We start from the raw sequence: 21,158 nt of genomic DNA on the forward strand, positions 1-21,158 counted from the left end.
TAGTCCGGTAGTTTCGGTGCGTGATCGACCGTCAACAGGCCGAGCAGCTCGCGGCCGCCTGGGCCCATCGGGATTCGCTGCGGCTCGGCTACGAGTGCACGCCGACGGTCGACGAGTTCGACCTCGGCTACGTCATCCTGTCCGCTGTGGCCACCCGAGAGCGTGCGCTCCCCGGTGACCTGCCGACCACCGTCGTCGACAAGGCGACCGGCGAGGTGACCACCTGGCCCAGGGTGCCGACGCAGGTGGTGGCGGAGATGTACCGGCGCAGCCGGCCCGACGGTCCCACCGCTCCCCGCACCGTCGACCCGGAGGGCCGGCTACTGCGGGAGATCCACCGGCTGCCGACCCCGGACACCGTCGCGCACCTGACAGTGGGGGGCCGGATCTGGACGGCCCAGGGCGCGAAGGGGGACGGACGACCGCGTCACCATCCGCTGGTGCGGGCATACCTCGACGAGTTGCCGGCCGGTGCGCTGGTCCGCGGCGGCGACCGGCACGCCGAGCTGATCGTCGTCTCCGACGTCCTGCACGAGTACGACCACCGGCGGACCGCCGAGGGCATCGCCCCGATGGGTCCGGGCGAGGCGGCGACGCTGCTGGAGGACGCCCGGTTCGAGACCTTCCGGATCCGTGAGCCGGGCGACCCCGCTGGCGGCCCGGCGGAACGCCCCTGCGATTCGTGCGTCAACTTCCTCGTGCACGCCAACGTGCTGCCGATATCGCATCGGGCCTTCTCGCAGCCGTGGCGACCGGAGCCCGCGCCCGACCCCGACCCGGGCCGCTTTCCGCCCGACGTCGCCAACGCGCTGGTGGCGGCCGGTTGGCGACCGCACATCGGGGATCAGATCATGGCCGCCGCGGCGGTGCGGGACGTCACCGCCGTGCCGGGACGGGCCCACCGGCACGCGGCCTTCCCGGCCGCCGTGGAGGCGCTGACCGCGTTCCCCAGCCTGGTCGGCGCGCGGCGAGGCCCGGGCGAGCAGGTGCGGATCTCCCGCTTCGACATCCGCCCGCACACCATCGCGCACACCGCCGACACGCTCGCCGACTTCGGGGCGGTGCTCGGCGTACGGCTCTTTCCGATCGGCACCGAGCAGCAGGACAGCATCCTTGCGGTGGACGAGCGTGGCCGGGTCTTCGCACTGGACCAGGCCGGCGAGTGGTTCCTCGGCGACACCATCGACGCCGCGCTCACCACCCTGCTGCTCGGCCGCGCCCCCGCCCGGGTCCGTGACGACGGCACCTGGCAGGGCGCCCTATAGCGCCAGGCCGGTCAGCACCATGACCCGTGGCTCGGTGTAGTCGTCCATCGCGCTGCGCAGCCCCTCCCGGCCCACGCCGCTGCCCTTGACGCCGCCGTACGGCATCTGGTCCGCCCGGTACGACGGCACGTCTCCGACGATCACCCCGCCCACCTCCAGCGACCGCGCGGCGGAGAAGGCCACGTCCAGGCGCCGGGTGAACACGCCCGCCTGCAACCCGTACGCCGAATCGTTGACCGCGGTGAACGCGGCCTGGTCGTCGGCGACGGGGGCGACCACGAGCACCGGGCCGAACACCTCCTCGGCGACCACCTTGGCGCCCGCCGGCACGCCGGTGAGGACCGTCGGAGGGTATGTCGCGCCGTCGCGCTCGCCGCCCACCTGGACGGTCGCGCCGGCAGCCACCGCCTCGGCCACCCACGTCTCGACCCGGCGGGCCGCGTCCTCGGACACCATCGGGCCCACGTCCGTCTGCTCGGAGGCGGGGTCCCCGGTGCGCAGCGCGCGCACCGCCGCCACAAGCCGGGGCAGGAAGTCGGCGAAGAGGTCGTGGTGCACGTACACCCGTTGGACGGCGATGCACGACTGGCCGGCCTGGTAGTTGGCGAAGGTGGCGATCCGCTGCGCGGCGAAGGCCAGGTCCTCGTCCGCCGTCCAGTCCGCGCAGATCACCGCGGCCGCGTTGCCGCCCAGCTCCAGCGTCACGTGCTTCTCCGGCGCCTGCCGACGGATGACCGCGCCGACCGGCCCGGACCCGGTGAACGACACGACCGGCAGCCGGGGATCGGTGACCAGTTCGGCGGCGCGGGAGTTCGGCAGCGGCAGGACCGAGAACATGCCGGCCGGCAGGTCGGTCTCGGCCAGCAGTTCGCCGAGCAGCAGCGCGGACAGCGGTGTCGCCGGAGCGGGCTTGACGATGATCGGCGCGCCGACCGCGATGGCCGGTGCCACCTTGTGCGCGACCAGGTTGAGCGGAAAGTTGAACGGCGCGATGCCCAGCACGGGCCCTCTCGGCACTCGCCGGACCAGCGCGATCCGCCCGCTGGCGGTCGGGTCGGTGTCGAGGCGTTGCAGCTCACCGGAGAACCTGCGGGCCTCCTCGGCAGCCCAGCGGAAGGTGGAGACGGCCCGCCCGACCTCGGCGCGGGCCCATTTCAGCGGCTTGCCGTTCTCGGCGGTGATCAGGGCGGCGACCGGGTCGGCGCGTTCGGCGAGCCGCCGGGAGACGTGGTCCAGGGCCGCCGCGCGGGCGTGCGCGGGTAGGGCCGCGGCCTGCGTGGCCACTCCGGCGGCCGCGGCGACGGCGGCCTCGACCTGGTCGGCGGTGGCGAGGGTGGTACGTCCCACCGGTCGACCGTCGTACGGGTGGTGGACGGTCAGCTCGCCCTCGCCGTGGGCGGGGCGGGAGGCGACGAAGAAGGGTGCGGGCTCCACGCCGAGCAGCGTAGACGAGGAAGCAGCCGACGGAAACAGTCGCCGCAGCCCTTGTCTGCCGCGAATTCAGTAGCCAAGATGGCAGACAGATTGCGATAACCACCGCAGACCGCACCCGGCCCCCCTCGGAGAGACCCAGCCATGAGTGACCAGCAGCAGCTGCGCAACTTCGTCAACGGCTCCTACGTCGAACCGGCCGACGGTGGCTACGCCGACCTGATCGACCCCTGCACCGGTGAGGTGTTCGCCCAGACCCCGGTCTCCGGCGCGGCGGACGTGGACGCGGCGATGACCGCCGCCGCGACCGCCTTCGAGAGCTGGCGGGAGGTCACCCCCGCCGAGCGGCAGCGGGCGATGCTCAAGCTCGCCGACGCCGTGGAGGCTCGGGCGGCGGAGCTGGTCGACGCCGAGGTCCGCAACACCGGCAAGCCGCGCCAGCTCACCGCCGAGGAGGAACTGCCGCCGGCGGTGGACCAGTTCCGCTTCTTCGCCGGCGCCGCCCGACTGCTGGAGGGGCGGTCCGCCGGGGAGTACATGGCCGGGCACACCTCGTACGTGCGACGCGAGCCGATCGGCGTCTGCGCCCAGGTCACCCCGTGGAACTACCCGCTGATGATGGCGGTCTGGAAGATCGCCCCGGCGCTCGCCGCCGGCAACACGGTGGTGCTCAAGCCGTCGGACACCACGCCGGTGTCGACGCTGCTGCTCGCCGAGATCGCCGCGGAGTTCTTCCCACCGGGAGTGTTCAACGTGGTCTGCGGGGACCGGGACACCGGTCGTACCCTCGTCTCGCATCCGACCCCGCAGCTGGTGTCGATCACCGGCTCGACCCGCGCGGGCATGGAGGTCGCCGCCGCGGCGGCCCCCGACCTGAAGCGGACCCACCTGGAACTGGGCGGCAAGGCCCCGGTGGTGATCTTCGACGACGCGGACGTGGCGGCGGCCGCCGAGGCCATCGCGCTGGGCGGCTACTTCAACGCCGGGCAGGACTGCACGGCGGCCACCCGGGTGCTGGCCGGGCCGGGCATCCACGACGACTTCGTGGCGGCGCTCGCCGAGCAGGCCCGCTCCACGAAGACCGGCGCACCGGACGACGCCGACGTGCTCTACGGCCCGCTGAACAACGCCAACCAGCTCGCCCGGGTCAGCGGTTTCGTCGACCGGCTGCCGGACCACGCGGCGATCCAGACCGGCGGCTCCCGCCAGGGCGAGCGCGGCTACTTCTACGCGCCGACCGTGGTCTCCGGGCTGCGCCAGGCCGACGAGATCATCCAGGACGAGGTGTTCGGGCCGGTGATCACCGTGCAGCGGTTCTCCGACGAGGACGAGGCGGTGCGCTGGGCCAACGGCGTCGACTACGGCCTCTCGGCGTCGGTCTGGACGAGGGACCACGGCCGGGCGATGCGGATGACCCGGCGGCTGGACTTCGGCTGCGTCTGGGTGAACACGCACATCCCGTTCGTCTCCGAGATGCCGCACGGCGGATTCAAGCACTCCGGGCACGGCAAGGACCTCTCGGTCTACAGCCTGGAGGACTACACCCGGATCAAGCACGTCATGCACAACATCGAGAGCTGATACCTGTGACCTCATCCGAAGAGCTGCACAAGCGGCGCGGGGCGGCGGTCGCCCGGGGCGTCGGTAGCGTCATTCCGTCCTACGTGGACAGAGCTGGTGGAGGGACCCTCACCGACGTCGACGGCCGGGAGTGGATCGACTTCGCCGCCGGCATCGCGGTGACCAGCGTCGGCAACTCCGCGCCGAAGGTGGTCGAGGCGGTACGCGCGCAGGTCGAGAGGTTCACCCACACCTGCTTCATGGTCGCGCCGTACGAGTCGTACGTGGCGGTGTGCGAGCAGCTCAACGCGCTGACGCCGGGCGGATTCGAGAAGCGCTCGGCCCTGTTCAACTCCGGCGCCGAGGCGGTGGAGAACGCCGTGAAGATCGCCCGACACGCCACCGGGCGGCCGGCGGTCGTGGTCTTCGACCACGCGTACCACGGCCGGACCAACCTGACCATGGCGTTGACCGCGAAGAACATGCCGTACAAGCACCGGTTCGGGCCGTTCGCGGGTGAGATCTACCGGGTGCCGATGTCGTACCCGCTGCGCGACGGCGGGCTGTCCGGCGCGGACGCGGCGGCGCGGGCCATCGAGATGATCGAGAAGCAGGTCGGCGCGGAGAACGTCGCCGCGCTGCTGATCGAGCCGATCCAGGGCGAGGGCGGCTTCGTGGTGCCCGCGCCGGGTTTCCTGCCGGCACTGAGCCGCTGGGCGAGGGCGGCCGGGGTGGTCTTCGTCGCCGACGAGATCCAGACCGGCTTCTGCCGTACCGGCGACTGGTTCGCCTGCCAGCACGAGGGCGTCGAGCCCGACCTGGTCACCCTGGCCAAGGGCATCGCCGGCGGCCTGCCCCTGGCGGCGGTGACCGGCCGGGCCGAGCTGATGGACGCGGTGCACGTCGGCGGGCTCGGCGGCACGTACGGCGGCAACCCGCTCGCCTGCGCTGCCGCGCTGGCCACCATCGAGACCATGCACGAGCTGGACCTGGCCGGCGCGGCCCGTCGGATCGACGCCGTGCTGACACCCCGGCTACGGGCCATCGCCGAGCGGGACCCCCGGATCGCCGAGGTACGCGGTCGCGGCGCGATGCTCGCCGTCGAGCTGGTGCAGCCCGGCACGCTCATCCCCGACCCGTCGGCCACGGCGGCGATCTCGGCCGCCTGCCACGCCGCCGGCCTGCTCACCCTGACCTGCGGCACGTACGGCAACGTGCTGCGCTTCCTGCCCCCGCTGGTGATCTCCGACGCCCACCTGACCCGGGGCGCGGACATCCTCGACGCCGCCTTCGGCTGACCGAAGGAAGGGCCCCTTGTTAACGCCTGGTGTATAACAAGGGACCCTTCCTAACGGCGGGGTGAGCGGAACGGCGGGGTGAGCGGAACCGGCAGGGTCAGCGCAGGACCTCGACGGTGTTGCGGCGGACCACGTTCTTGCCCGGCTCACGGATCTGGTCCATCGCCGCCGTGTTGAGCAGCACGCAACTGCCCGACGGGCCGGTGACAGTCACCGTGGTGGCCTTGTTGTTGTCCAGGTTCGTCACCCGCAGCCGGGTGCCCACCGGGAACTGCCCGCTGGTCGCCGCCGGCGCCGCGCCCTCGGCGAAGAAGGTGATCGCGCCCGAGCAGGCCGAGCGGGGCGCCGGGCCCGGCGCGCCGGGAGACGCGGACCCGGGCCGGACCGTGCCGGCCGCCGGCGGCGCGGCGGGCGGTACGGCCTCACCGTCCAGCCGTTCCACGACGTTGCGGCGGATCACGTTCTTCCCCTTTTCACGGACCAGCTCCATCGCGGCGGCGTTGAGCAGCACACAACTGCCCGACGGACCGGTCACCGTCACCGTGGCCGCCCGGTTGTTGTCCAGGTTGGTCACCCGCAGCCGCGTACCCACCGGGAACCGGTCGCTGGTCGCGGCCGGCGCTCCGTCCTCCGCCGAGAAGGTGACCGAGCCCGTGCAGACGGACTGCCGCGCCGGTGCGGTGCCGGCGAACCCGAAACCGGTCCCCACCGCCACGCCCGCCGCGGCGAGCACCGCCACGGTCGCCGCCAGCACGTGCTTGCGCTGCACCCTCATCGCCGTCACTCCCGTCCTCGGTGTGTCCTTCACCGCGTGGTACGGACGGGAGCGCCCTACCGTTCAGCCGACGCCAGCACCGATCGCCTCGGCGGCCAGATCCACCGGTCCGTACCGGGTGCGTGGCGCCCCGGTGATCACGGCCCAGTAGCGGTCCCCGTACGACCAGTGCCACCACTCGGTCGGGTAGTTCACCAGTCCGGCGCCGCCGAGCGCCTCCACCATGATCTGCCGGTGCCGCCGGGCGGCCCCGTCGATGGTGGGGGCGTCGGTGAAGCAGGCGTCCGCGCTGTCCTCCGGCGTGGCGTCGACGGCCGTGCCGAGATCCAACTCCACGCCGTCGTCGGTGCACAGGGTCAGATCCACGGCCCCGCCGGTGCTGTGCGGGGCCACCTCGACCGGCGAGACGAACTTGGTGGTCTCCCGGTGCAGCCGCTCCGGCGACCAGTCCGGGTGCCGCCGGCGCAGCTCGTCCCGGTAGCCGGTGAAGATGGTCAACTGTGCCCGGTACGGCCGGTACCCCTCGATGACCAGCAGGCGCATCCCGGCGGGCAGCGCACGCTGCGCGGCCAGCAGCCGGTCCGCGACGCCTACGCGCAGCCGGGCGTACGCGCCGGACGGGTCGGCGGCGCGCCGGTCCAGCCGCAGTTCGGGCAGCTCGCGCAGGTCCACCAGGGGGTCGCCGTCGTCGGCGCTGGGTACCGCCGCCACCCGGGGATCGGAGAGCAGGATCACCGGGTGCCCCGCGTGGCGGTCACGGGTCGGGACGCGTGCCGGGTACGGGCCAGCTCGACCAGCCGGTCCACCACCTCCCGGTAGCCGACGCCGGCCGCCGCCCACACCTTCGGATACATCGAGTGCGCGGTGAAGCCGGGCATCGTGTTCAGCTCGTTGACGTACAGCTCACCGGTCGTCTCGTCGTACAGGAAGTCGACCCGGGCCAGGCCCCACCCGCCGATCGCGGCGAACGCGCGCAGTGACAGCTCGCGTACCCGCTCGGTCACCTCGTCGGGCAGCACAGCCGGGACGATCATGGGGTCGGCGTCGCCGAAGTACTTCTGCTGGTAGTCGAACCAGCCGCCGGTGACGCGCACCTCGCCCACGGCCGACGCCTCCGGGCGCCAGCCGCCGAGCACCGCGCACTCCAATTCGCGGCCGGTGACCCCCTGCTCGACCATGACGAGCTGGTCGTGCCGGAGCGCCTCCTCGACGGCGACGGCCAGGTCGTCGCCCTCCGCGACCCGGGAGATGCCGATCGAGGAGCCCATGCTGGCGGGCTTGACGAACAACGGCCGGCGCAGGCCGAGCACCAGCTTCTCCGGGTCGTCGGCCGCGCGGTAGGTGTGCGCGTCGAACGCGACGTGCGGTGTGATCGGGATGCCGTCGGCGCGCAGCGCCCGCTTCATCGCCACCTTGTTCATGCCGACGGCGGAGGCCAGGATGCCGCACCCGACGTACGGCACGTCCAGCGACTCCAGCAGCCCCTGCACCACCCCGTCCTCACCGAACGGGCCGTGCAGCACGGGGAAGACCACGTCCAGCTCCGCGTGCACCGCGCCGGGGGCGTTCACCGCGGACACCTGCACGGTGCCCGGACGCGGGCCGGAGCGCAGCTCGACCGCCGGTCCGGTCACCGCCAGCCGGTCGTCGATCGCCCGCTCGGCGGCGGGCCGGTCGCGCAGCTCGGCCAGCACCGCGTCGGGCATCAGCCGGTATGCGCCGGTACGGGTGACGCCGATGGCGACCGTGCGGTACCCGCCGCCGGCGAGCGCCCGGGCCACGCCCAGCGCGGAGGCACAGGAGACCTCGTGCTCCGCCGACGGACCTCCGAACAGGATTCCGATCCGAGTTGGCGCGCTCATGCCGCCGCTCCTTCCACAGTCGCCAGCTCGGCGAGCCGCTGGACCGTCAACCGGGCCACCAGCGCCGCCTCCACATTTCCGCCGGTCAGCACCACACCGACCGTTCGTCGCCGCGCCGCACCGGCCTCGGCGGCGAGCCGGAGCGCACCGGCCAGACCGGCCGCCCCGGACGGCTCGACCAGCACCTTCAGCTCCATCAGGAGCAGCCGGAAGGCCGCCGCGATCTCGTCGTCGTCGACCCGGACGACCCCGCGCAGGGCGGTCCGCAGGATGGCGAACGGCAGTTCACCCACGCAGGACGGCCGCAGCCCGTCGGCGATCGTGGGCGCCGGGGTGACCGGAACCCGCTCGCCGGCCGCGAGGCTGCGGGCCAACGAGTCGCAGCCCACCGGCTCCACGCCGTACACCTCGATATCGGTGTTGGCGGCGGCCAGGCAGGCGCCCGCCACCCCGCCGCCGCCACCCACCGGGACCACCAGCGCGTCCAGCGGGGTGCCGATGCGCTCAGCCTCCTCGATCAGCTCAAGGCTGGCGCTGCCCTGCCCCGCGATCACGTCCGGGTGGTCGTACGCGTCGATGACGGGGTGACCGGTCTGCTCGCTGAGCCCCCGGGCCGCCGCCACCCGCTCGTCGACGCTGGTGCCGGCGAACACCACCCGCGCCCCCGCCGCCCGGGCCCGCTCGACCTTTGTCGGCGCCGCGTCGACCGGCAGCACGACGGTGGCCGCGAGCCCGTGCTGCCGGGCCGCCAACGCCACGGCCACCGCGTGGTTGCCGGTGCTCTGCGCGATCACCCCGTCCCGCCCGGCCGTGGCGAGGCGGCCGACCGACCGCAGCGCGCCGCGCATCTTGTACGAGCCGCCGTCCTGGAGGTTCTCCGCCTTGAGCAGGACCCGGGCCCCGGCCAGAGCGTCGATCACCGGGGACCGCAGCACGGGGGTGCGGACCACCCGGCCGGAGAGCCAGTGGGCGGCCTCCTCGACGTCGGCACGGCACAGACCCGCCGGAGCAGCGGTGCGGGGCATGGGTTCTCCTTCTGTCGGGCTGGGGCCGGGACCGGGCCCACGGCTGGCGGACGGTTGTTTTCGGGCACGCCGGAGGCAGGGATGCCGCGACACGCGGACCCCGGGGACGGCGGATGGGAGCGCTAGGGCGGGGTGGGTAGCTGGACGTCCACCCGCAGGCCGCCCTGCTCGCCGGGTCGGGCCGCGATGATGCCGTCGTGCGCCTGGGTGATCGAGCGGGCGATGGCCAGGCCGAGGCCGGCACCGCCGCCCTGCGAGGTGCGATCCCGGGCGAGGCGGCGGAACGGCTCGAAGAGACCGGCCACCGCCTCGGCCGGCACGGGCTGACCGGTGTTGACCACGGACAGCGCGGATGTGCCGCCGACCGTGACGGTCAGCGAGCCGCCGCGCCGGTTGTACTTGATTCCGTTCTCCACCAGGTTGGTGACCAGGCGTTCGAGCAGCACCCGCTCACCGACGACGACCCGGGGCGCCAGGTGGGTGTCGATCGTCACGGCGGCCTCCCGGGCGCGGTCGCGGTATCCGGCGAGCACCGCGGCGGCGATCTCGTCGAGCCGCTGCGGGGTACGCGAGCGCAGGCCCTGGTCGCTCTCGCTGAGCGCGAGCAGGCCCTCGATCAGCCGCTCGTTGCGCTCGTTCGTCTCCAGCAGCTGGCCGGTCAACAACTCCAGTTGCTCAGCGGTGAGCGACCGCGCCATCCCGACCTCGATCAGCGTCCGCTGCACCGCCAGCGGGGTGCGCAGTTCGTGCGAGGCGTTCGCGGCGAACCGCCGCTGCCCCTCGTACCCGGCGGAGACGCGCTCCATCATCTCGTCGATCGCCCGGGACAGCCGGGCCAGCTCGTCGCGGCCCCGGGGCCGGATCCGGTGGCCGAGGTTCTGCGGGCCGAGGTGCCCGATCGGCTCGGCCAGGTCGCGGACCGGACGCAGGCACCACGCCGCGCCGAACCAGAGCGCCACCAGGGTGGCCAGGACCACGACCAGCGTGGCCACCAGCGGCAGCACGAACCCGCCCCGGTGTGCCGGCGCGCAGACCTCCATCAGGCCGGGTACCGGCAGTTCGCAGAGCTGCTGCCCGCGGGCCCAGATCAGCCGGCTCAACCACCTGCCGACCGTCGGCAGGAGCGGCCCGGCCAGCAACGCCAGCAGGCCGACGAGCAGCACCCGGCGCCGGGGGGTCCAGCTCACGCCGGGCCACCGAGGCGGTAGCCGGCCTTGGGCACTGTGTGGATGACCGCCGGGTCGCCGAGCTTCTTGCGCAGGGTCATGACGGTGACCCGTACGGCGTTGGTGAACGGGTCGGCGAACTCGTCCCAGGCCTGCTCCAGCAGCTCCTCGGCGCTGACCACCTGCCCGGAGGCGCGCAGCAGCACGTGCAGCACGGCGAACTCCTTCGGGCTCAGCGCCAGCGCCCGGCCGTCCCGGGTGGCCACGTGCCGGGCCACGTCCAGCACCACGCCGTCCTGCGCAAGCACCGGCGGGAGCGCCGGGGTGGACCGCCGGCCGAGGGCCTGCACCCGGGCGACCAGCTCGGCGAAGGCGAACGGCTTGGTCAGGTAGTCGTCCGCGCCGAGGTCCAGACCGGCCACCCGGTCCCGGATGCCGGCCGCCGCGGTGAGCAGCAGCACGCGGGTGCCCACCTGGGAGTCGGCGATGCTGCGGCACACCTCGTCGCCGGTGTGCCCGGGCATGTCCCGGTCCAGGACCGCGACGTCGTACCGGTTGACCCCGATCCGCTCCAGCGCACCGTCGCCGTCGTAGCAGACGTCGACGGCCATCGAGAGGCGCCGCAGCCCCTCGGCCACCGTGTCCGCCAGCAACCGCTCGTCGTCCGCCACCAGCACCCGCACGTTTCCGCTCCCCCTGGTTCCGCTCGTCCGGCATACCGTCGCAGGCCGGGGTTAAGGGTTCTGTAAGAACTCTGCGCCATCCGTCGCGGAGGGACCGGGCGGTTGGCGATCCGGGGTGAGCTGCGTCACGATGGGGGCCGAGGAGGTCGCCCGATGGCTGACCCGTGGCTCGCCCTGGAGTTCGGCGTCGATCCGGCGGAGCGGATCGCGCAGGTCGGCGCCGCCCACGAGGCGTTCCTCGCCGCCGGCGCCGCGCCGCACCGGGTGCGGGAGGTGGTACGCCGCTCGTGGGAACGTTCGGCGCGGCTCGACCCGGAGGCCACCCCGCCGGTCGACCTGACCGACGACGCGCTGGCGGGCTACCGGGCCGCTCACCCGCTGGCCCGGGTGCTGCCGCTGTTCCGGGACCTGCTGGGCGGCATCGCACAGGACGGCGCGCACCTGATGGCGGTCTGCGACGCGTACGGACGGCTGCTCTGGGTGGAGGGCCATCCGGGAGTGCGCCGGCACGCCGAGCGGATGAACTTCGTGCCCGGCGCACTGTGGGATGAGAGGCACGCCGGCACCAACGCCCCCGGCACCGCGCTGGCCGTCGACCACAGCGTGCAGATCTTCGCCACCGAGCACTTCAGCCGGCCGGTGCAGCGCTGGACCTGCGCCGCGGCGCCGATCCACGACCCGATCACCGGGCGGCTGCTCGGCGCGGTCGACATCACCGGCGGCGACCACCTGGCCAACCCGCACAGCCTGGCGCTGGTCCGGGCCACCGCCCGGGCCGCCGAGGCACAGCTCGCCAGCGACCGACCGGTGGAGCCGGGCGTCGCCACGGTGACCGCGCTGGGCCGGGACGAGGCCGAGCTGCGGTTCGACGGGCGGCGGATCCGGCTCGGCCGCCGGCACAGCGAGCTGCTGGTGCTGCTGCTGCACCATCCCGAGGGACGCACCGGCGAACAGCTCGGCCTCGACCTGTACGGGGACGACCGACTGCACCCGGTCACCCTGCGCGCGGAGCTGTCCCGGCTGCGCCGGGTGCTCGGCCCCGAGCTGCTCGACTCCCGCCCGTACCGGCTGCGGGGCACCGTCCGCGCCGACTTCACCACCGTCGCCGACCGGTTGGACCAGGGCGATCCGGCGGGCGCGCTCGACGCGTACTCCGGGTCGTTGCTGCCCGGCTCGGACGCACCGGGAGTGACGCGACTACGCCGGCTCATCGACGGCCAGCTCCGCGCGGCCGTGCTGGCCACCGCGGACCCGGCGCTGCTCGCGACCTGGACCGCGACGTCCGCCGGGGCCGACGACCTGACCGCCTGGCAGGCCCTGGCACGGGCGTTGCCGGCGGGCGCGCCACGCCGGCCGCTCGCGCTCGCCCGCGTCGACCAGCTCGCCGGGGAGTACGACCTACCGCGCGCAACGTGGCTGCAACGTTCCTGAAACTACCGTCGCCGTCGGCACACCCGCACAACGACGGCGGAGGTAACCATGACGCGCTACGACGCGCCCACCCACTGGCAGTCCCGTTACGACCACTTCATCGGCGGCGAGTACGTCAAGCCGCACGGCGGCGCCTACTTCGAAAACCCGACCCCGGTCACCGGGCAGACCTTCACCGAGGTCGCCCGGGGCACCGCACCCGACGTGGAGAAGGCCCTGGACGCGGCGCACGGCGCCGCCGACGCCTGGGGGCGCACCTCGGTGGCCGAGCGCGCCCTGATCCTCAATCGCATCGCGGACCGGATGCAGGAGAACCTGGAGTCGCTGGCCATCGCGGAGAGCTGGGAGAACGGCAAGCCGATCCGCGAGACGCTGGCCGCCGACATCCCGCTCGCCATCGACCACTTCCGCTACTTCGCCGGGGCGATCCGGGCGCAGGAGGGCTCGCTCGGCGAACTCGACGACGACACCGTCGCGTACCACTTCCACGAGCCGCTCGGCGTGGTCGGGCAGATCATCCCGTGGAACTTCCCGATCCTGATGGCCACCTGGAAGCTGGCGCCCGCGCTGGCCGCCGGCAACGCCGTGGTGCTCAAGCCGGCCGAGCAGACCCCGGCGTCGATCCACTACTGGCTGTCGCTGGTGGCGGACCTGCTGCCGCCGGGCGTGCTCAACATCGTCAACGGCTTCGGCGTGGAGGCCGGCAAGCCGCTGGCGTCCTCGGCACGGGTGGCCAAGGTGGCGTTCACCGGTGAGACCACCACCGGGCGGCTGATCATGCAGTACGCCAGCGAGAACATCAAACCCGTCACCCTCGAACTGGGCGGCAAGAGCCCGAACATCTTCTTCGACGACGTCAGCGCTGCTTCTGATGACTTCCTGGACAAGGCGCTCGAGGGCTTCACCATGTTCGCCCTCAACCAGGGCGAGGTCTGCACCTGCCCGTCGCGGGCGCTGATCCAGCAGGGCCACTACAGCGACTTCCTCGCCGCGGCCGTCGCGCGCACGGAGGCGATCGTCGCCGGGCATCCCCTCGACACCGACACGATGATCGGGGCGCAGGCCTCCAACGACCAACTGGAGAAGATCCTGTCCTACCTGGACATCGGCCGGCAGGAGGGCGCCAAGGTGCTCACCGGCGGGTCCCGCGCGGACCTGGGCGGCGAACTGTCCGGCGGGTACTACGTCCAGCCCACGATCTTCGAGGGCGACAACTCGATGCGGGTCTTCCAGGAGGAGATCTTCGGACCGGTGGTCTCGGTGACCTCCTTCGCCGACCTGGACGACGCCGTCAAGACCGCGAACGACACCCTGTACGGGCTGGGCGCGGGCGTCTGGACCCGGGACATGAACACCGCGTACCGGGCTGGGCGGGCCATCCAGGCGGGCCGGGTGTGGACCAACTGCTACCACGCGTACCCGGCGCACGCCGCGTTCGGTGGGTACAAGCAGTCCGGCATCGGCCGGGAGAACCACAAGATGATGCTGGAGCACTACCAGCAGACCAAGAACCTGCTGGTCAGCTACTCGACGCAGAAGCTCGGCTTCTTCTGATGTCCGTCGTCTCCATCACCCCCGCGGCGGCCGAGTTGATCCGGTCGCTGCGGGGGCGGCACGGGCCGCTGATGTTCCACCAGTCCGGCGGCTGCTGCGACGGCAGCGCCCCGATGTGCTACCCGGCGGGCGAGTTCCGCACCGGCGGGTCCGACGTCCTGCTCGCCTCGCTGGCAGTGGACGGGGTGCCGGAGCCGGTCGAGTTCTGGATGTCGACCGCCCAGTGGGAGCTGTGGAAACACACGAGGCTGACCGTCGACGTGGTTCCGGGGCGCGGCAGCGGCTTCTCCCTGGAGGCCCCGGACGGCGTCCGCTTCCTCATCCGCTCCCACCTCGCCGCCTAGGTCACCCCTCTCCGGCGGCGTGGGCGGCGGAGGCATGCCGCACTGGAAAGCGTGATACCTCTGAGGCATCAAAATGACTCAGAGGTATCACGCTCGGAACCCAGTCCTCCGCCGCACGGGATGACGCTGCGTGACCGTCGGGCGCGCCGCAGGATCAGTCGCAGGCGGTGCCGTCGCCGTCGCGGTCCAGGTCGTAGATGTCATCGCCGATCACCCTGATGGGTCCGCTGACGTAGGCGGGGCCGTTGCCACTGCCGCCCGAGCAGTCGACGTCACTGGCAATCGGGACACAGCCGCTGTAGTTCGGGTCGCAGTTCGCCTGCGGTGCCTTCTTCGTGCCGACAGCGACGACCTGGGTCACCGGTTGCTTCGTCACGACGGACCTGACCAGCTTCTTGGCAGTCCGCACGCCGTCGGTGGTGGTCACCTCGTACGTCAGGGTCTTGACACCGTTGACGCCCTTGGTCCGCACGACCCGCTTGCCCACGGCGAGGGACGAGTCCTTGACGGTCCGCTCGCCGTACCGGATGGTGGCCCGCTCCGTCACGGTCGTCACCTGCACGACCGGCGCGGCCACGGCGGTGGACGTGGTCGGGGCCGGCGAGGAGGCGGCGGGGTCGGCGGAGAGGGAGGGTTCCGCCACCGGCGACAACTCCTGCGCGGGGGCCTCCTCGGTCGGCTCGGCGGGCGCGGCCACGATGGGCTGCTGCGGCTCCTCGGCCGCGGTGCCGGTCCGGGTGGGCTCCGGCTCGCCGACCAGCGCGCCGACGATGGCGGTGCCGGCGCAGCAGAGCAGCAGGATCGACAGGGCCACCGAGCCGAGAATCACGGCGAGACGGCGACCCGGGCTCGCCCGGCGGAACCAGTTCGGGGCGGCGGGCGGTCGGGGCGCGGGCGGTGGATACATGGTCACGGCGATGAGTGTCGTCGCAAACACTGCGTGCAATATCCGCCGTCGCGCTCGTCACCTGCGCCGTTCCGGTCCCCGCCGCTGGTCGGAGGGCGACCGCCGGGCAACCGCTCGGTCCGGGTGGACGGGCCGATCGTGCGGCACGACGATGCACAAAATACGCAAAGGGCCGCTTGTCGGCACAGTGCACGGCCGATCCACACAGGACAGCTCGGAACGACCGATGACCGTCAGGTAGACGACACCATCCCGTCAGCGGGCGTCGAGGAGGGGCTGTCGTGGATTCCAGGGTGGACCTCCGGCCGGCCCGTACATGGCCCCGTAGCGGCTCATCGCTCCTCCATCCCCCAAGGCGAGCCGTACGCGTTCAGCAGGTCGAGGAAGGGCATCGGGGGCAGCGCCTCCGGGCCGAGCACCCCGACGCCGGACCAGGTGCCGGTGGCGAGCAGTTCCAGCGCCACCACCGGGTTGACCGCCGTCTGCCAGACCACCGCCTGGTGGCCGTACTCCCGCATGGACCACTCGTTGTCGACGACGTGGTAGAGGTAGACCTCCCGGGGCTGCCCGTCCGGGCCCAGGCCCCGCACCCAGGTGCCGGCGCACGTCTTGCCGCGCATCCGCTCACCGAGGGTGGCCGGGTCGGGCAGGCAGGCGGCCACCACGTCCCGCGGCGACACCTGGACGCCGCGCACACTGACCGGCGCGGTCGAGTCCAGGCCGAGCTTGTGCAGCGTCCTGAGCACCTCGATGAACTCGTCGCCGAGGCCGTACTTGAAGGTGACCCGGCGGGCCTTGACCCAGCGCGGGATGAGCAGCACCTCCTCGTGCTCGACGTTGACGCACTCGACCGGCCCGATCCCCTCCGGGAAGTGGAAGACCTCCGGTTCGGAGAACGGTTCGGTGGTGTACCAGCCCCGGTCCTGCTCCCAGACCACCGGCGGGTTGAGGCACTCCTCGATCGTGGTCCAGATCGAGAACGAGGGCGCGAAGTCGTAGCCGTCGACTGTGAGGTTCGCTCCGTCCCGGACGCCGATCTCGTCGATCTCGCTGAACAGCTCGTCGGCGGCGTACCGGGCAAAGACGTCGGACAGGCCGGGTTCGACACCGATTCCGCACAGCGCCAGCCGGCCGGCCGCGGACCAGTCGTCGGACCGCGCGAACTGCGCGTCGCCGAGCAGCACCCCGGTCTCGGCGTACGGGCGGGACGGGTGCGGCTGGGACAGCGACATCGCCATGTCCAGGTAGTCCGCGCCGGCCGCGAACGCACCGTCGAAGATCGGCATGACGAAGCGTGGGTCGACGGCATTGAGCACGTGGGTGATCCGGTGCTCCCGGCAGAGCGCGGCGACCCCGTCGGCCGAGGACGCGTCCACCTGGGCGGCGACGAAGCGGTCCCCGTGCCCGGCGACGGCGCGCTCGGCGCGCGCGGGGTCGTGGTCGGCGACCACCATCGTGTCGAAGAAGGACCGTCGGGCGGCGATGGCTACGGCGGCGGAGCCGACGCCACCGGCGCCGACGAGCAGGACACGCATCAGGAATCAAACCCCAAACCGAGACGATCGAGAGTACGGAGCCAGAGGTCGCGCCGGCCCTCGCGCGCGTCGGCGCGGGCCAGTGACCAGCGGGTGAGATTGATGCCGACCGAGCGGACGGGTTCCGGTGGGAACGGCAGTGGCTTACGGCGGACCAGATCGAGCCCGGTCAACGGGGTGTCCCCGCCGGCCAGCAGGTCGAGCAGCACCCGGGCGCCGAAGCGGGTGGCGCCCACGCCGAGACCGGTGTAGCCGGCCGCGTACGCCAGCCGACCGCCGTACGCGGTGCCGAAGAACGGGCAGAACCGGGTGCAGGTGTCGATGACGCCACCCCAGCGGTGGCTGAAGCGCACGTCGGCGAGCTGCGGGAACGTGGTGAAGAAGTGCGTCGCGAGGGTGGCGAAGGTGGCCGGACGCTGCTCCAGCTCCGGCGCGACCCGGTTGCCGTAGTGGTAGACCGCGTCGTACCCGCCGAAGAGGATCCGCCCGTCGGAGGTGATCCGGTAGTAGTGGAACTGGTTGCCGGTGTCGGCCAGTCCCTGCCGGTTGCGCCAGCCGACCGCGTCCCGCTGCGCCGGGGTGAGCGGCTCGGTCATCAGCACGTGGTCGTAGACCGGCACCAGGTACGCCCGCAGCCTGCGCAGCAGCGGCGGGAAGGCGTTGGTGGCCAGCACCACCCGCCGGGCCCGTACCGACCCGGGCGCGGCGTCCGGCCCGCCTGCCGTCCGCGCCCGCAGCGCGCCGCCGTCGGCGCGCAGCCCGGTCACCCGCGTGTGCTCGTGCACCCGGACGCCGAGGTCGAGGCAGGCACGGCGCAGCCCCCACGCCAGCCTCGCCGGATCCAGCATGGCCACCCGGCCGGCGTCGAACATCCCGCCCAGGTACGTCGGCGAGTTCACCTCGGCGCGCACCTCGTCGCGGTCCAGCAGCCGCACCTGGTGGCCGTACCGGCGGGCCAGCTCCGCGTCGGCGGCGAGCCCGGCCAACTGGTACGGCTCGACGGCCACGGCCAGCTCGCCGGTGCGCTCGAAGTCGCAGTCAATGCCGAATTCGGCGACGGTGGCGGCGATGGCGTCCAGGTTCTCCCGGCCGAGACGCTCCAGCTCGCCTACCTCGTCGGGGAACCGGTCGACGCCGTTCGCCAGGCCGTGGGTGAGCGAGGAGGCGCAGAACCCGCCGTTGCGCCCGGACGCGGCCCAGCCGCAGGTGCCCGCGTCGACCAGCAGCACGTCGCGGTCGGGCTCGGCCTGCTTGGCCAGCAGGGCGGCCCAGAGCCCGCTGTACCCGCCGCCGATCACCAGCAGGTCGGCGTGCTGCGGGCCGGCGAGCGGTGGCAGCGGGTCGGGGCGGTCCGGGCGGTCGAGCCAGTACGGCAGCGGGGCCGCGTCGGCGAGCGCCCGGCCGGTATGCGGGACGGTCATGACTGCCGGCGCGCCTGGGCGACCGGTGCCGCGCTGGCCAGCAGGTTGGCGCGGCGGGAGCGCCGGCCGCGCAGCGAGCTGAGCCCGACCAGCAGCAACGCGATCGCGAACATCGCGGTGCCGATGACGTTGACCTGCGGCGGGATGCCCCGCTGGGCGGCGCCCCAGACGTACATCGGGAACGTGACTGTGGTGCCCGCGTTGAAGTTCGTGATGATGAAGTCGTCGAAGCTGAGCGAGAAGGCCAGCAGCGCGGCGGCCACGATGCCGGGCAGCACCAGCGGCAGGGTGATCCGCCGGAAGGTCTGCCACTCGCTGGCGTACAGGTCCATGGCGGCCTCCTCCAGCCGCCGGTCCATCCCGGCCAGCCGCGCCTTGACGGTGACCACCACGAACGAGACGCAGAACATCACGTGCGCGATGACGATCGTCCAGAAGCCCTGCGGCACCCCGGCGGAGACGAAGAGGGCCAGCAGCGAGGTGCCCATCACCAGCTCCGGGGTGGCCATCGGCAGAAAGATCAGCACGTTGATCCCGGACCGACCCCGGAAGCGGTGCCGGACCAGCGCGAACGCCATCAGGGTGCCGAGCACTGTGGCGACCACCGTGGCGATGAAGCCGATCTGCACGCTGCGGACCACCGCGTCGCACATGTCCGACGTGGCGCACGGCTGACGCCAGTTGTCGACTGTGAACTCGTTGAAGTCGTACGACAGCCGGCTGGACGGGCGGTTGAACGACAACCCGGCCACCACCAGGATCGGCAGCGCCAGGTAGCCGAGCACCAGCAGCGCCACGATCATCACCCAGCGGTCGGCCAGCCAACGGGAAAGCCTCACAGCACCTCCTCCGTGCCGGCCCTGCGCAGGTAGCCGAAGACCACCGCGAGGATCGCCGCCATCAGCAGGAACGACAGCGCGGCGCCCTGCGGGTAGTCCAGCCGGACCAGGAACGCCGAGTCGATGACGTTGCCGATCATGTACTCGTTCGGGGTGCCGAGCAGCTCGGCGTTGATGTAGTCGCCGCTGGCCGGGATGAAGAACAGCAGCGTGCCGGCGACCAGGCCCGGCATGGACAGCGGCAGGGTCACCCGGCGGAACGCGTGCAACGGGCTGGCGTACAGGTCGCTGGCCGCCTCCAGCAGCCGGTGGTCGAGCCGCTCCAGGCTCGCGTACAGCGGCAGCACCAGGAACGGCAGGAAGTTGTACGTCAGGCCGAGCACCACCGCGAACGGGGTGGCCAGCAACCGGCCGTCCGGGGCGAGCAGGTGCACGTCGCGCAGCAGGCCGACCAGCGCGCCGTTGTCCGACAGGATGGTCTTCCAGGCCAGCGTACGGACCAGGAAGCTGGTGAACATCGGCGCGACCACGCAGACCAGCAGCAGGTTCTTCCACCGGCCGGCCTTCTGCGCGATGGCGTACGCGAGCGGGTAACCCAGCAGCAGCGCCAGCACCAGGGCCACGCCCGCGTAGCCGAACGAGCGCAGGAACTGCGGCCAGTACGCCTGCAACACGTCCGGGTAGTTGCCGAACGCCCAGGTGAACGCGTACCCGGTGGAGAGCGAGCCGCTGGGGTCGTAGAGGCTGGCCGCGGCGAGCTGCACCAGCGGCACGCCGAAGAACACCAGCAGCCAGGCAGCGCCGGGCAGCAGCAACAGGTACGGCAGCAGGCGGTGCCGCCCGGACCGGGCGGCCGGCGGCGTGGGCGGCGGCTGCCCCGATCCCGTGGGCACCTGGGCCAGGACGGTCACGACGACGCACCCACCGGCTCGTCGACCACCGGCGAGGTCCGGTCGCTGTCGGCGGCGTCCCGGGGCAGCAGGAACGCGTGCCGTGGATCCCAGTACGCCACGGCTTCGCTGCCGACCGGCACCTGAGCCGCCGCCCCGCTGTTGGCCGTGAACACCGACAGCTCGGTGCCCCAGCCGGTGCGCAGCAGGTACTGGGTGCTGACCCCGACGTAGGAGGCATCGGTGACGACTCCGGTGACGTGCTGGTGACCCGCAGGCACCTGGTCGGCGGAGCCGACCAGATTCAGCTTCTCCGGGCGTACCCCCAGGTGGACCGGGCCACGTTCGGCCCGGGACCGGCCGGCGGGCACCGAGAAGCGCGCGCCGTGCGCCGTCACCGCCACCTCGCCGGCAGCGGTGCCGGCGGCCTCGCCGGCGAGCAGGTTGGACTGGCCGAGGAAGTTCGCCACGAAAGCGGTGGCCGGGAACTCGTAGATGTCGGCCGGGGCGCCGAGCTGCTCGATCCGGCCGGCGTTCATCACCGCGACGGTGTCGGCCATCGTCATGGCCTCCTCCTGGTCGTGCGTGACGTGCACGAACGTGATGCCCACCTCGGTCTGGATCCGCTTCAGCTCGATCTGCATCTGCCGACGCAACTTGAGGTCGAGAGCCCCCAGCGGCTCGTCGAGCAGCAGCACCTGCGGCTGGTTGATGAGCGCACGGGCCAGCGCGACCCGCTGCTGCTGACCGCCGGAGAGCTGGGCCGGGCGGCGGTTGCCGTAGTCGTCGAGCTGCACCAGCGACAGCATCCGCATGACCTCGTCGTCGACCGAGCGGATGCCGCGACGACGCAGCCCGAACGCCACGTTCTCGAAGATGTTCAGGTGCGGAAAGAGCGCGTAGCTCTGGAACACGGTGTTGACCGGCCGCTTGTACGGCCGCAGCCGCGCGATGTCGCGGTCGCCGAGCAGCACCTGACCGCTGGTCGGCTCCTCCAGGCCGGCGATCATCCGCAGCGTGGTGGTCTTGCCGCAGCCGGACGCGCCGAGCAGGGCGAAGAACGAGCCCTGCGGGACGGTCAGGCTGAGGTCGTCGACCGCGGTGAAGATGCCGAACCGCTTGGTGAGGTTGGCCAGGCGCAGGTCGCCGGCCGGTGTCTCGCGCGTCATCCC

The 21,158-nt window shown here is 72.6% G+C and carries 19 protein-coding genes; 6 read left to right on the forward strand and 13 right to left on the reverse strand.

The window, feature by feature from the left end:
• The first annotated feature begins 20 nt into the window (after positions 1-20).
• The gene (locus GA0070607_RS07985) at positions 21-1,265 is read left to right on the forward strand and encodes an SUKH-3 domain-containing protein (protein ID WP_089017620.1); all 1,245 of its coding nucleotides are present in this window, start codon (positions 21-23) and stop codon (positions 1,263-1,265) included.
• Here GA0070607_RS07985 and GA0070607_RS07990 read toward each other — a convergent pair.
• Complete coding sequence (locus tag GA0070607_RS07990; RefSeq protein WP_089017621.1) at positions 1,260-2,699, reverse strand: aldehyde dehydrogenase family protein; 1,440 nt, start codon at positions 2,697-2,699, stop codon at positions 1,260-1,262. The two genes, GA0070607_RS07985 and GA0070607_RS07990, sit on opposite strands and share 6 nt — an antisense overlap.
• A 141-nt stretch (positions 2,700-2,840) precedes the next feature.
• Here GA0070607_RS07990 and GA0070607_RS07995 point away from each other — a divergent pair, with 141 nt between their 5' ends.
• Both GA0070607_RS07995 and gabT read left to right on the forward strand, forming a co-directional pair.
• Entirely contained in the window at positions 2,841-4,277 is a 1,437-nt protein-coding gene (locus tag GA0070607_RS07995) for a gamma-aminobutyraldehyde dehydrogenase (protein ID WP_089017622.1), read from the forward strand.
• Between the two features lie 5 nt (positions 4,278-4,282).
• The gene (gabT, locus tag GA0070607_RS08000; protein ID WP_089017623.1) at positions 4,283-5,554 is read left to right on the forward strand and encodes a 4-aminobutyrate--2-oxoglutarate transaminase; all 1,272 of its coding nucleotides are present in this window, start codon (positions 4,283-4,285) and stop codon (positions 5,552-5,554) included.
• A gap of 97 nt (positions 5,555-5,651) precedes the next feature.
• Here gabT and GA0070607_RS08005 read toward each other — a convergent pair whose 3' ends face one another.
• The 6 genes from GA0070607_RS08005 to GA0070607_RS08030 all read right to left on the reverse strand — a co-directional run bounded on the left by GA0070607_RS08005 (position 5,652) and on the right by GA0070607_RS08030 (position 11,065).
• The gene (locus tag GA0070607_RS08005) at positions 5,652-6,329 is read right to left on the reverse strand and encodes an RlpA-like double-psi beta-barrel domain-containing protein (RefSeq protein WP_089017624.1); all 678 of its coding nucleotides are present in this window, start codon (positions 6,327-6,329) and stop codon (positions 5,652-5,654) included.
• 63 nt (positions 6,330-6,392) lie between these two features.
• Positions 6,393-7,064 carry a M15 family metallopeptidase gene (locus tag GA0070607_RS08010; protein WP_089017625.1) on the reverse strand — a complete coding sequence of 224 codons (672 nt, stop codon included), beginning with the start codon at positions 7,062-7,064 and terminating at the stop codon, positions 6,393-6,395.
• On the reverse strand, positions 7,061-8,191 hold the full coding sequence (locus GA0070607_RS08015; protein WP_089017626.1) for a D-alanine--D-alanine ligase family protein: 1,131 nt from the start codon (positions 8,189-8,191) through the stop codon (positions 7,061-7,063). Before GA0070607_RS08015 ends, GA0070607_RS08010 begins: the two co-directional genes overlap by 4 nt.
• Positions 8,188-9,216 (reverse strand): threonine ammonia-lyase, encoded by a 1,029-nt coding sequence (locus GA0070607_RS08020; RefSeq protein ID WP_089017627.1) that lies wholly within the window; start codon positions 9,214-9,216, stop codon positions 8,188-8,190. Before GA0070607_RS08020 ends, GA0070607_RS08015 begins: the two co-directional genes overlap by 4 nt.
• A gap of 122 nt (positions 9,217-9,338) precedes the next feature.
• Complete coding sequence (locus GA0070607_RS08025; protein ID WP_089017628.1) at positions 9,339-10,403, reverse strand: sensor histidine kinase; 1,065 nt, start codon at positions 10,401-10,403, stop codon at positions 9,339-9,341.
• The gene (locus GA0070607_RS08030) at positions 10,400-11,065 is read right to left on the reverse strand and encodes a response regulator transcription factor (protein WP_089017629.1); all 666 of its coding nucleotides are present in this window, start codon (positions 11,063-11,065) and stop codon (positions 10,400-10,402) included. The genes GA0070607_RS08025 and GA0070607_RS08030 overlap by 4 nt, the downstream gene beginning before the upstream one ends.
• A 153-nt stretch (positions 11,066-11,218) precedes the next feature.
• On the opposite strand from GA0070607_RS08030, the gene GA0070607_RS08035 reads away from it, so the two are divergent.
• From GA0070607_RS08035 to GA0070607_RS08045, 3 genes are read left to right on the forward strand one after another with little or no spacing between them, the layout of a single operon-like run.
• Entirely contained in the window at positions 11,219-12,496 is a 1,278-nt protein-coding gene (locus tag GA0070607_RS08035) for a GAF domain-containing protein (protein ID WP_089017630.1), read from the forward strand.
• A gap of 48 nt (positions 12,497-12,544) precedes the next feature.
• Entirely contained in the window at positions 12,545-14,050 is a 1,506-nt protein-coding gene (adh, locus tag GA0070607_RS08040; protein WP_089017631.1) for an aldehyde dehydrogenase, read from the forward strand.
• The gene (locus GA0070607_RS08045) at positions 14,050-14,394 is read left to right on the forward strand and encodes a DUF779 domain-containing protein (RefSeq protein ID WP_408630871.1); all 345 of its coding nucleotides are present in this window, start codon (positions 14,050-14,052) and stop codon (positions 14,392-14,394) included. Before adh ends, GA0070607_RS08045 begins: the two co-directional genes overlap by 1 nt.
• Positions 14,395-14,548: 154 nt before the next feature.
• On the opposite strand, the gene GA0070607_RS08050 is transcribed toward GA0070607_RS08045, so the two are convergent.
• From GA0070607_RS08050 to GA0070607_RS08075, 6 genes are all read right to left on the reverse strand, one after another.
• Positions 14,549-15,301 carry a G5 domain-containing protein gene (locus tag GA0070607_RS08050; RefSeq protein WP_231931129.1) on the reverse strand — a complete coding sequence of 251 codons (753 nt, stop codon included), beginning with the start codon at positions 15,299-15,301 and terminating at the stop codon, positions 14,549-14,551.
• A gap of 332 nt (positions 15,302-15,633) precedes the next feature.
• Positions 15,634-16,836 carry a saccharopine dehydrogenase family protein gene (locus GA0070607_RS08055; protein ID WP_089017633.1) on the reverse strand — a complete coding sequence of 401 codons (1,203 nt, stop codon included), beginning with the start codon at positions 16,834-16,836 and terminating at the stop codon, positions 15,634-15,636.
• A complete protein-coding gene (locus GA0070607_RS08060) occupies positions 16,836-18,257 on the reverse strand; it encodes an NAD(P)/FAD-dependent oxidoreductase (protein ID WP_089017634.1) in 1,422 nt (473 codons plus the stop codon). Before GA0070607_RS08060 ends, GA0070607_RS08055 begins: the two co-directional genes overlap by 1 nt.
• On the reverse strand, positions 18,254-19,096 hold the full coding sequence (locus GA0070607_RS08065) for an ABC transporter permease (RefSeq protein WP_231930906.1): 843 nt from the start codon (positions 19,094-19,096) through the stop codon (positions 18,254-18,256). Before GA0070607_RS08065 ends, GA0070607_RS08060 begins: the two co-directional genes overlap by 4 nt.
• The gene (locus GA0070607_RS08070) at positions 19,093-20,007 is read right to left on the reverse strand and encodes an ABC transporter permease (protein ID WP_089017635.1); all 915 of its coding nucleotides are present in this window, start codon (positions 20,005-20,007) and stop codon (positions 19,093-19,095) included. Before GA0070607_RS08070 ends, GA0070607_RS08065 begins: the two co-directional genes overlap by 4 nt.
• Positions 20,004-21,155 carry an ABC transporter ATP-binding protein gene (locus GA0070607_RS08075; RefSeq protein WP_089021717.1) on the reverse strand — a complete coding sequence of 384 codons (1,152 nt, stop codon included), beginning with the start codon at positions 21,153-21,155 and terminating at the stop codon, positions 20,004-20,006. Before GA0070607_RS08075 ends, GA0070607_RS08070 begins: the two co-directional genes overlap by 4 nt.
• Positions 21,156-21,158: the final 3 nt, after the last annotated feature.

The organism is Micromonospora coriariae, from assembly GCF_900091455.1.
In the GTDB taxonomy this organism is placed as follows: domain Bacteria; phylum Actinomycetota; class Actinomycetes; order Mycobacteriales; family Micromonosporaceae; genus Micromonospora; species Micromonospora coriariae.

Bases quoted from the DNA above. Each gene is read 5' to 3' on its own strand.
- GA0070607_RS07995 (WP_089017622.1), top strand. From the start codon at position 2,841: ATGAGTGACCAGCAGCAGCTGCGCAACTTCGTCAACGGCTCCTACGTC.
- GA0070607_RS08005 (WP_089017624.1), bottom strand. From the start codon at position 6,329: ATGAGGGTGCAGCGCAAGCACGTGCTGGCGGCGACCGTGGCGGTGCTC.
- GA0070607_RS08015 (WP_089017626.1), bottom strand. From the start codon at position 8,191: ATGAGCGCGCCAACTCGGATCGGAATCCTGTTCGGAGGTCCGTCGGCG.
- GA0070607_RS08020 (WP_089017627.1), bottom strand. From the start codon at position 9,216: ATGCCCCGCACCGCTGCTCCGGCGGGTCTGTGCCGTGCCGACGTCGAG.
- GA0070607_RS08035 (WP_089017630.1), top strand. From the start codon at position 11,219: ATGGCTGACCCGTGGCTCGCCCTGGAGTTCGGCGTCGATCCGGCGGAG.
- adh (WP_089017631.1), top strand. From the start codon at position 12,545: ATGACGCGCTACGACGCGCCCACCCACTGGCAGTCCCGTTACGACCAC.
- GA0070607_RS08045 (WP_408630871.1), top strand. From the start codon at position 14,050: ATGTCCGTCGTCTCCATCACCCCCGCGGCGGCCGAGTTGATCCGGTCG.
- GA0070607_RS08050 (WP_231931129.1), bottom strand. From the start codon at position 15,301: ATGTATCCACCGCCCGCGCCCCGACCGCCCGCCGCCCCGAACTGGTTC.
- GA0070607_RS08055 (WP_089017633.1), bottom strand. From the start codon at position 16,836: ATGCGTGTCCTGCTCGTCGGCGCCGGTGGCGTCGGCTCCGCCGCCGTA.
- GA0070607_RS08060 (WP_089017634.1), bottom strand. From the start codon at position 18,257: ATGACCGTCCCGCATACCGGCCGGGCGCTCGCCGACGCGGCCCCGCTG.
- GA0070607_RS08075 (WP_089021717.1), bottom strand. From the start codon at position 21,155: ATGACGCGCGAGACACCGGCCGGCGACCTGCGCCTGGCCAACCTCACC.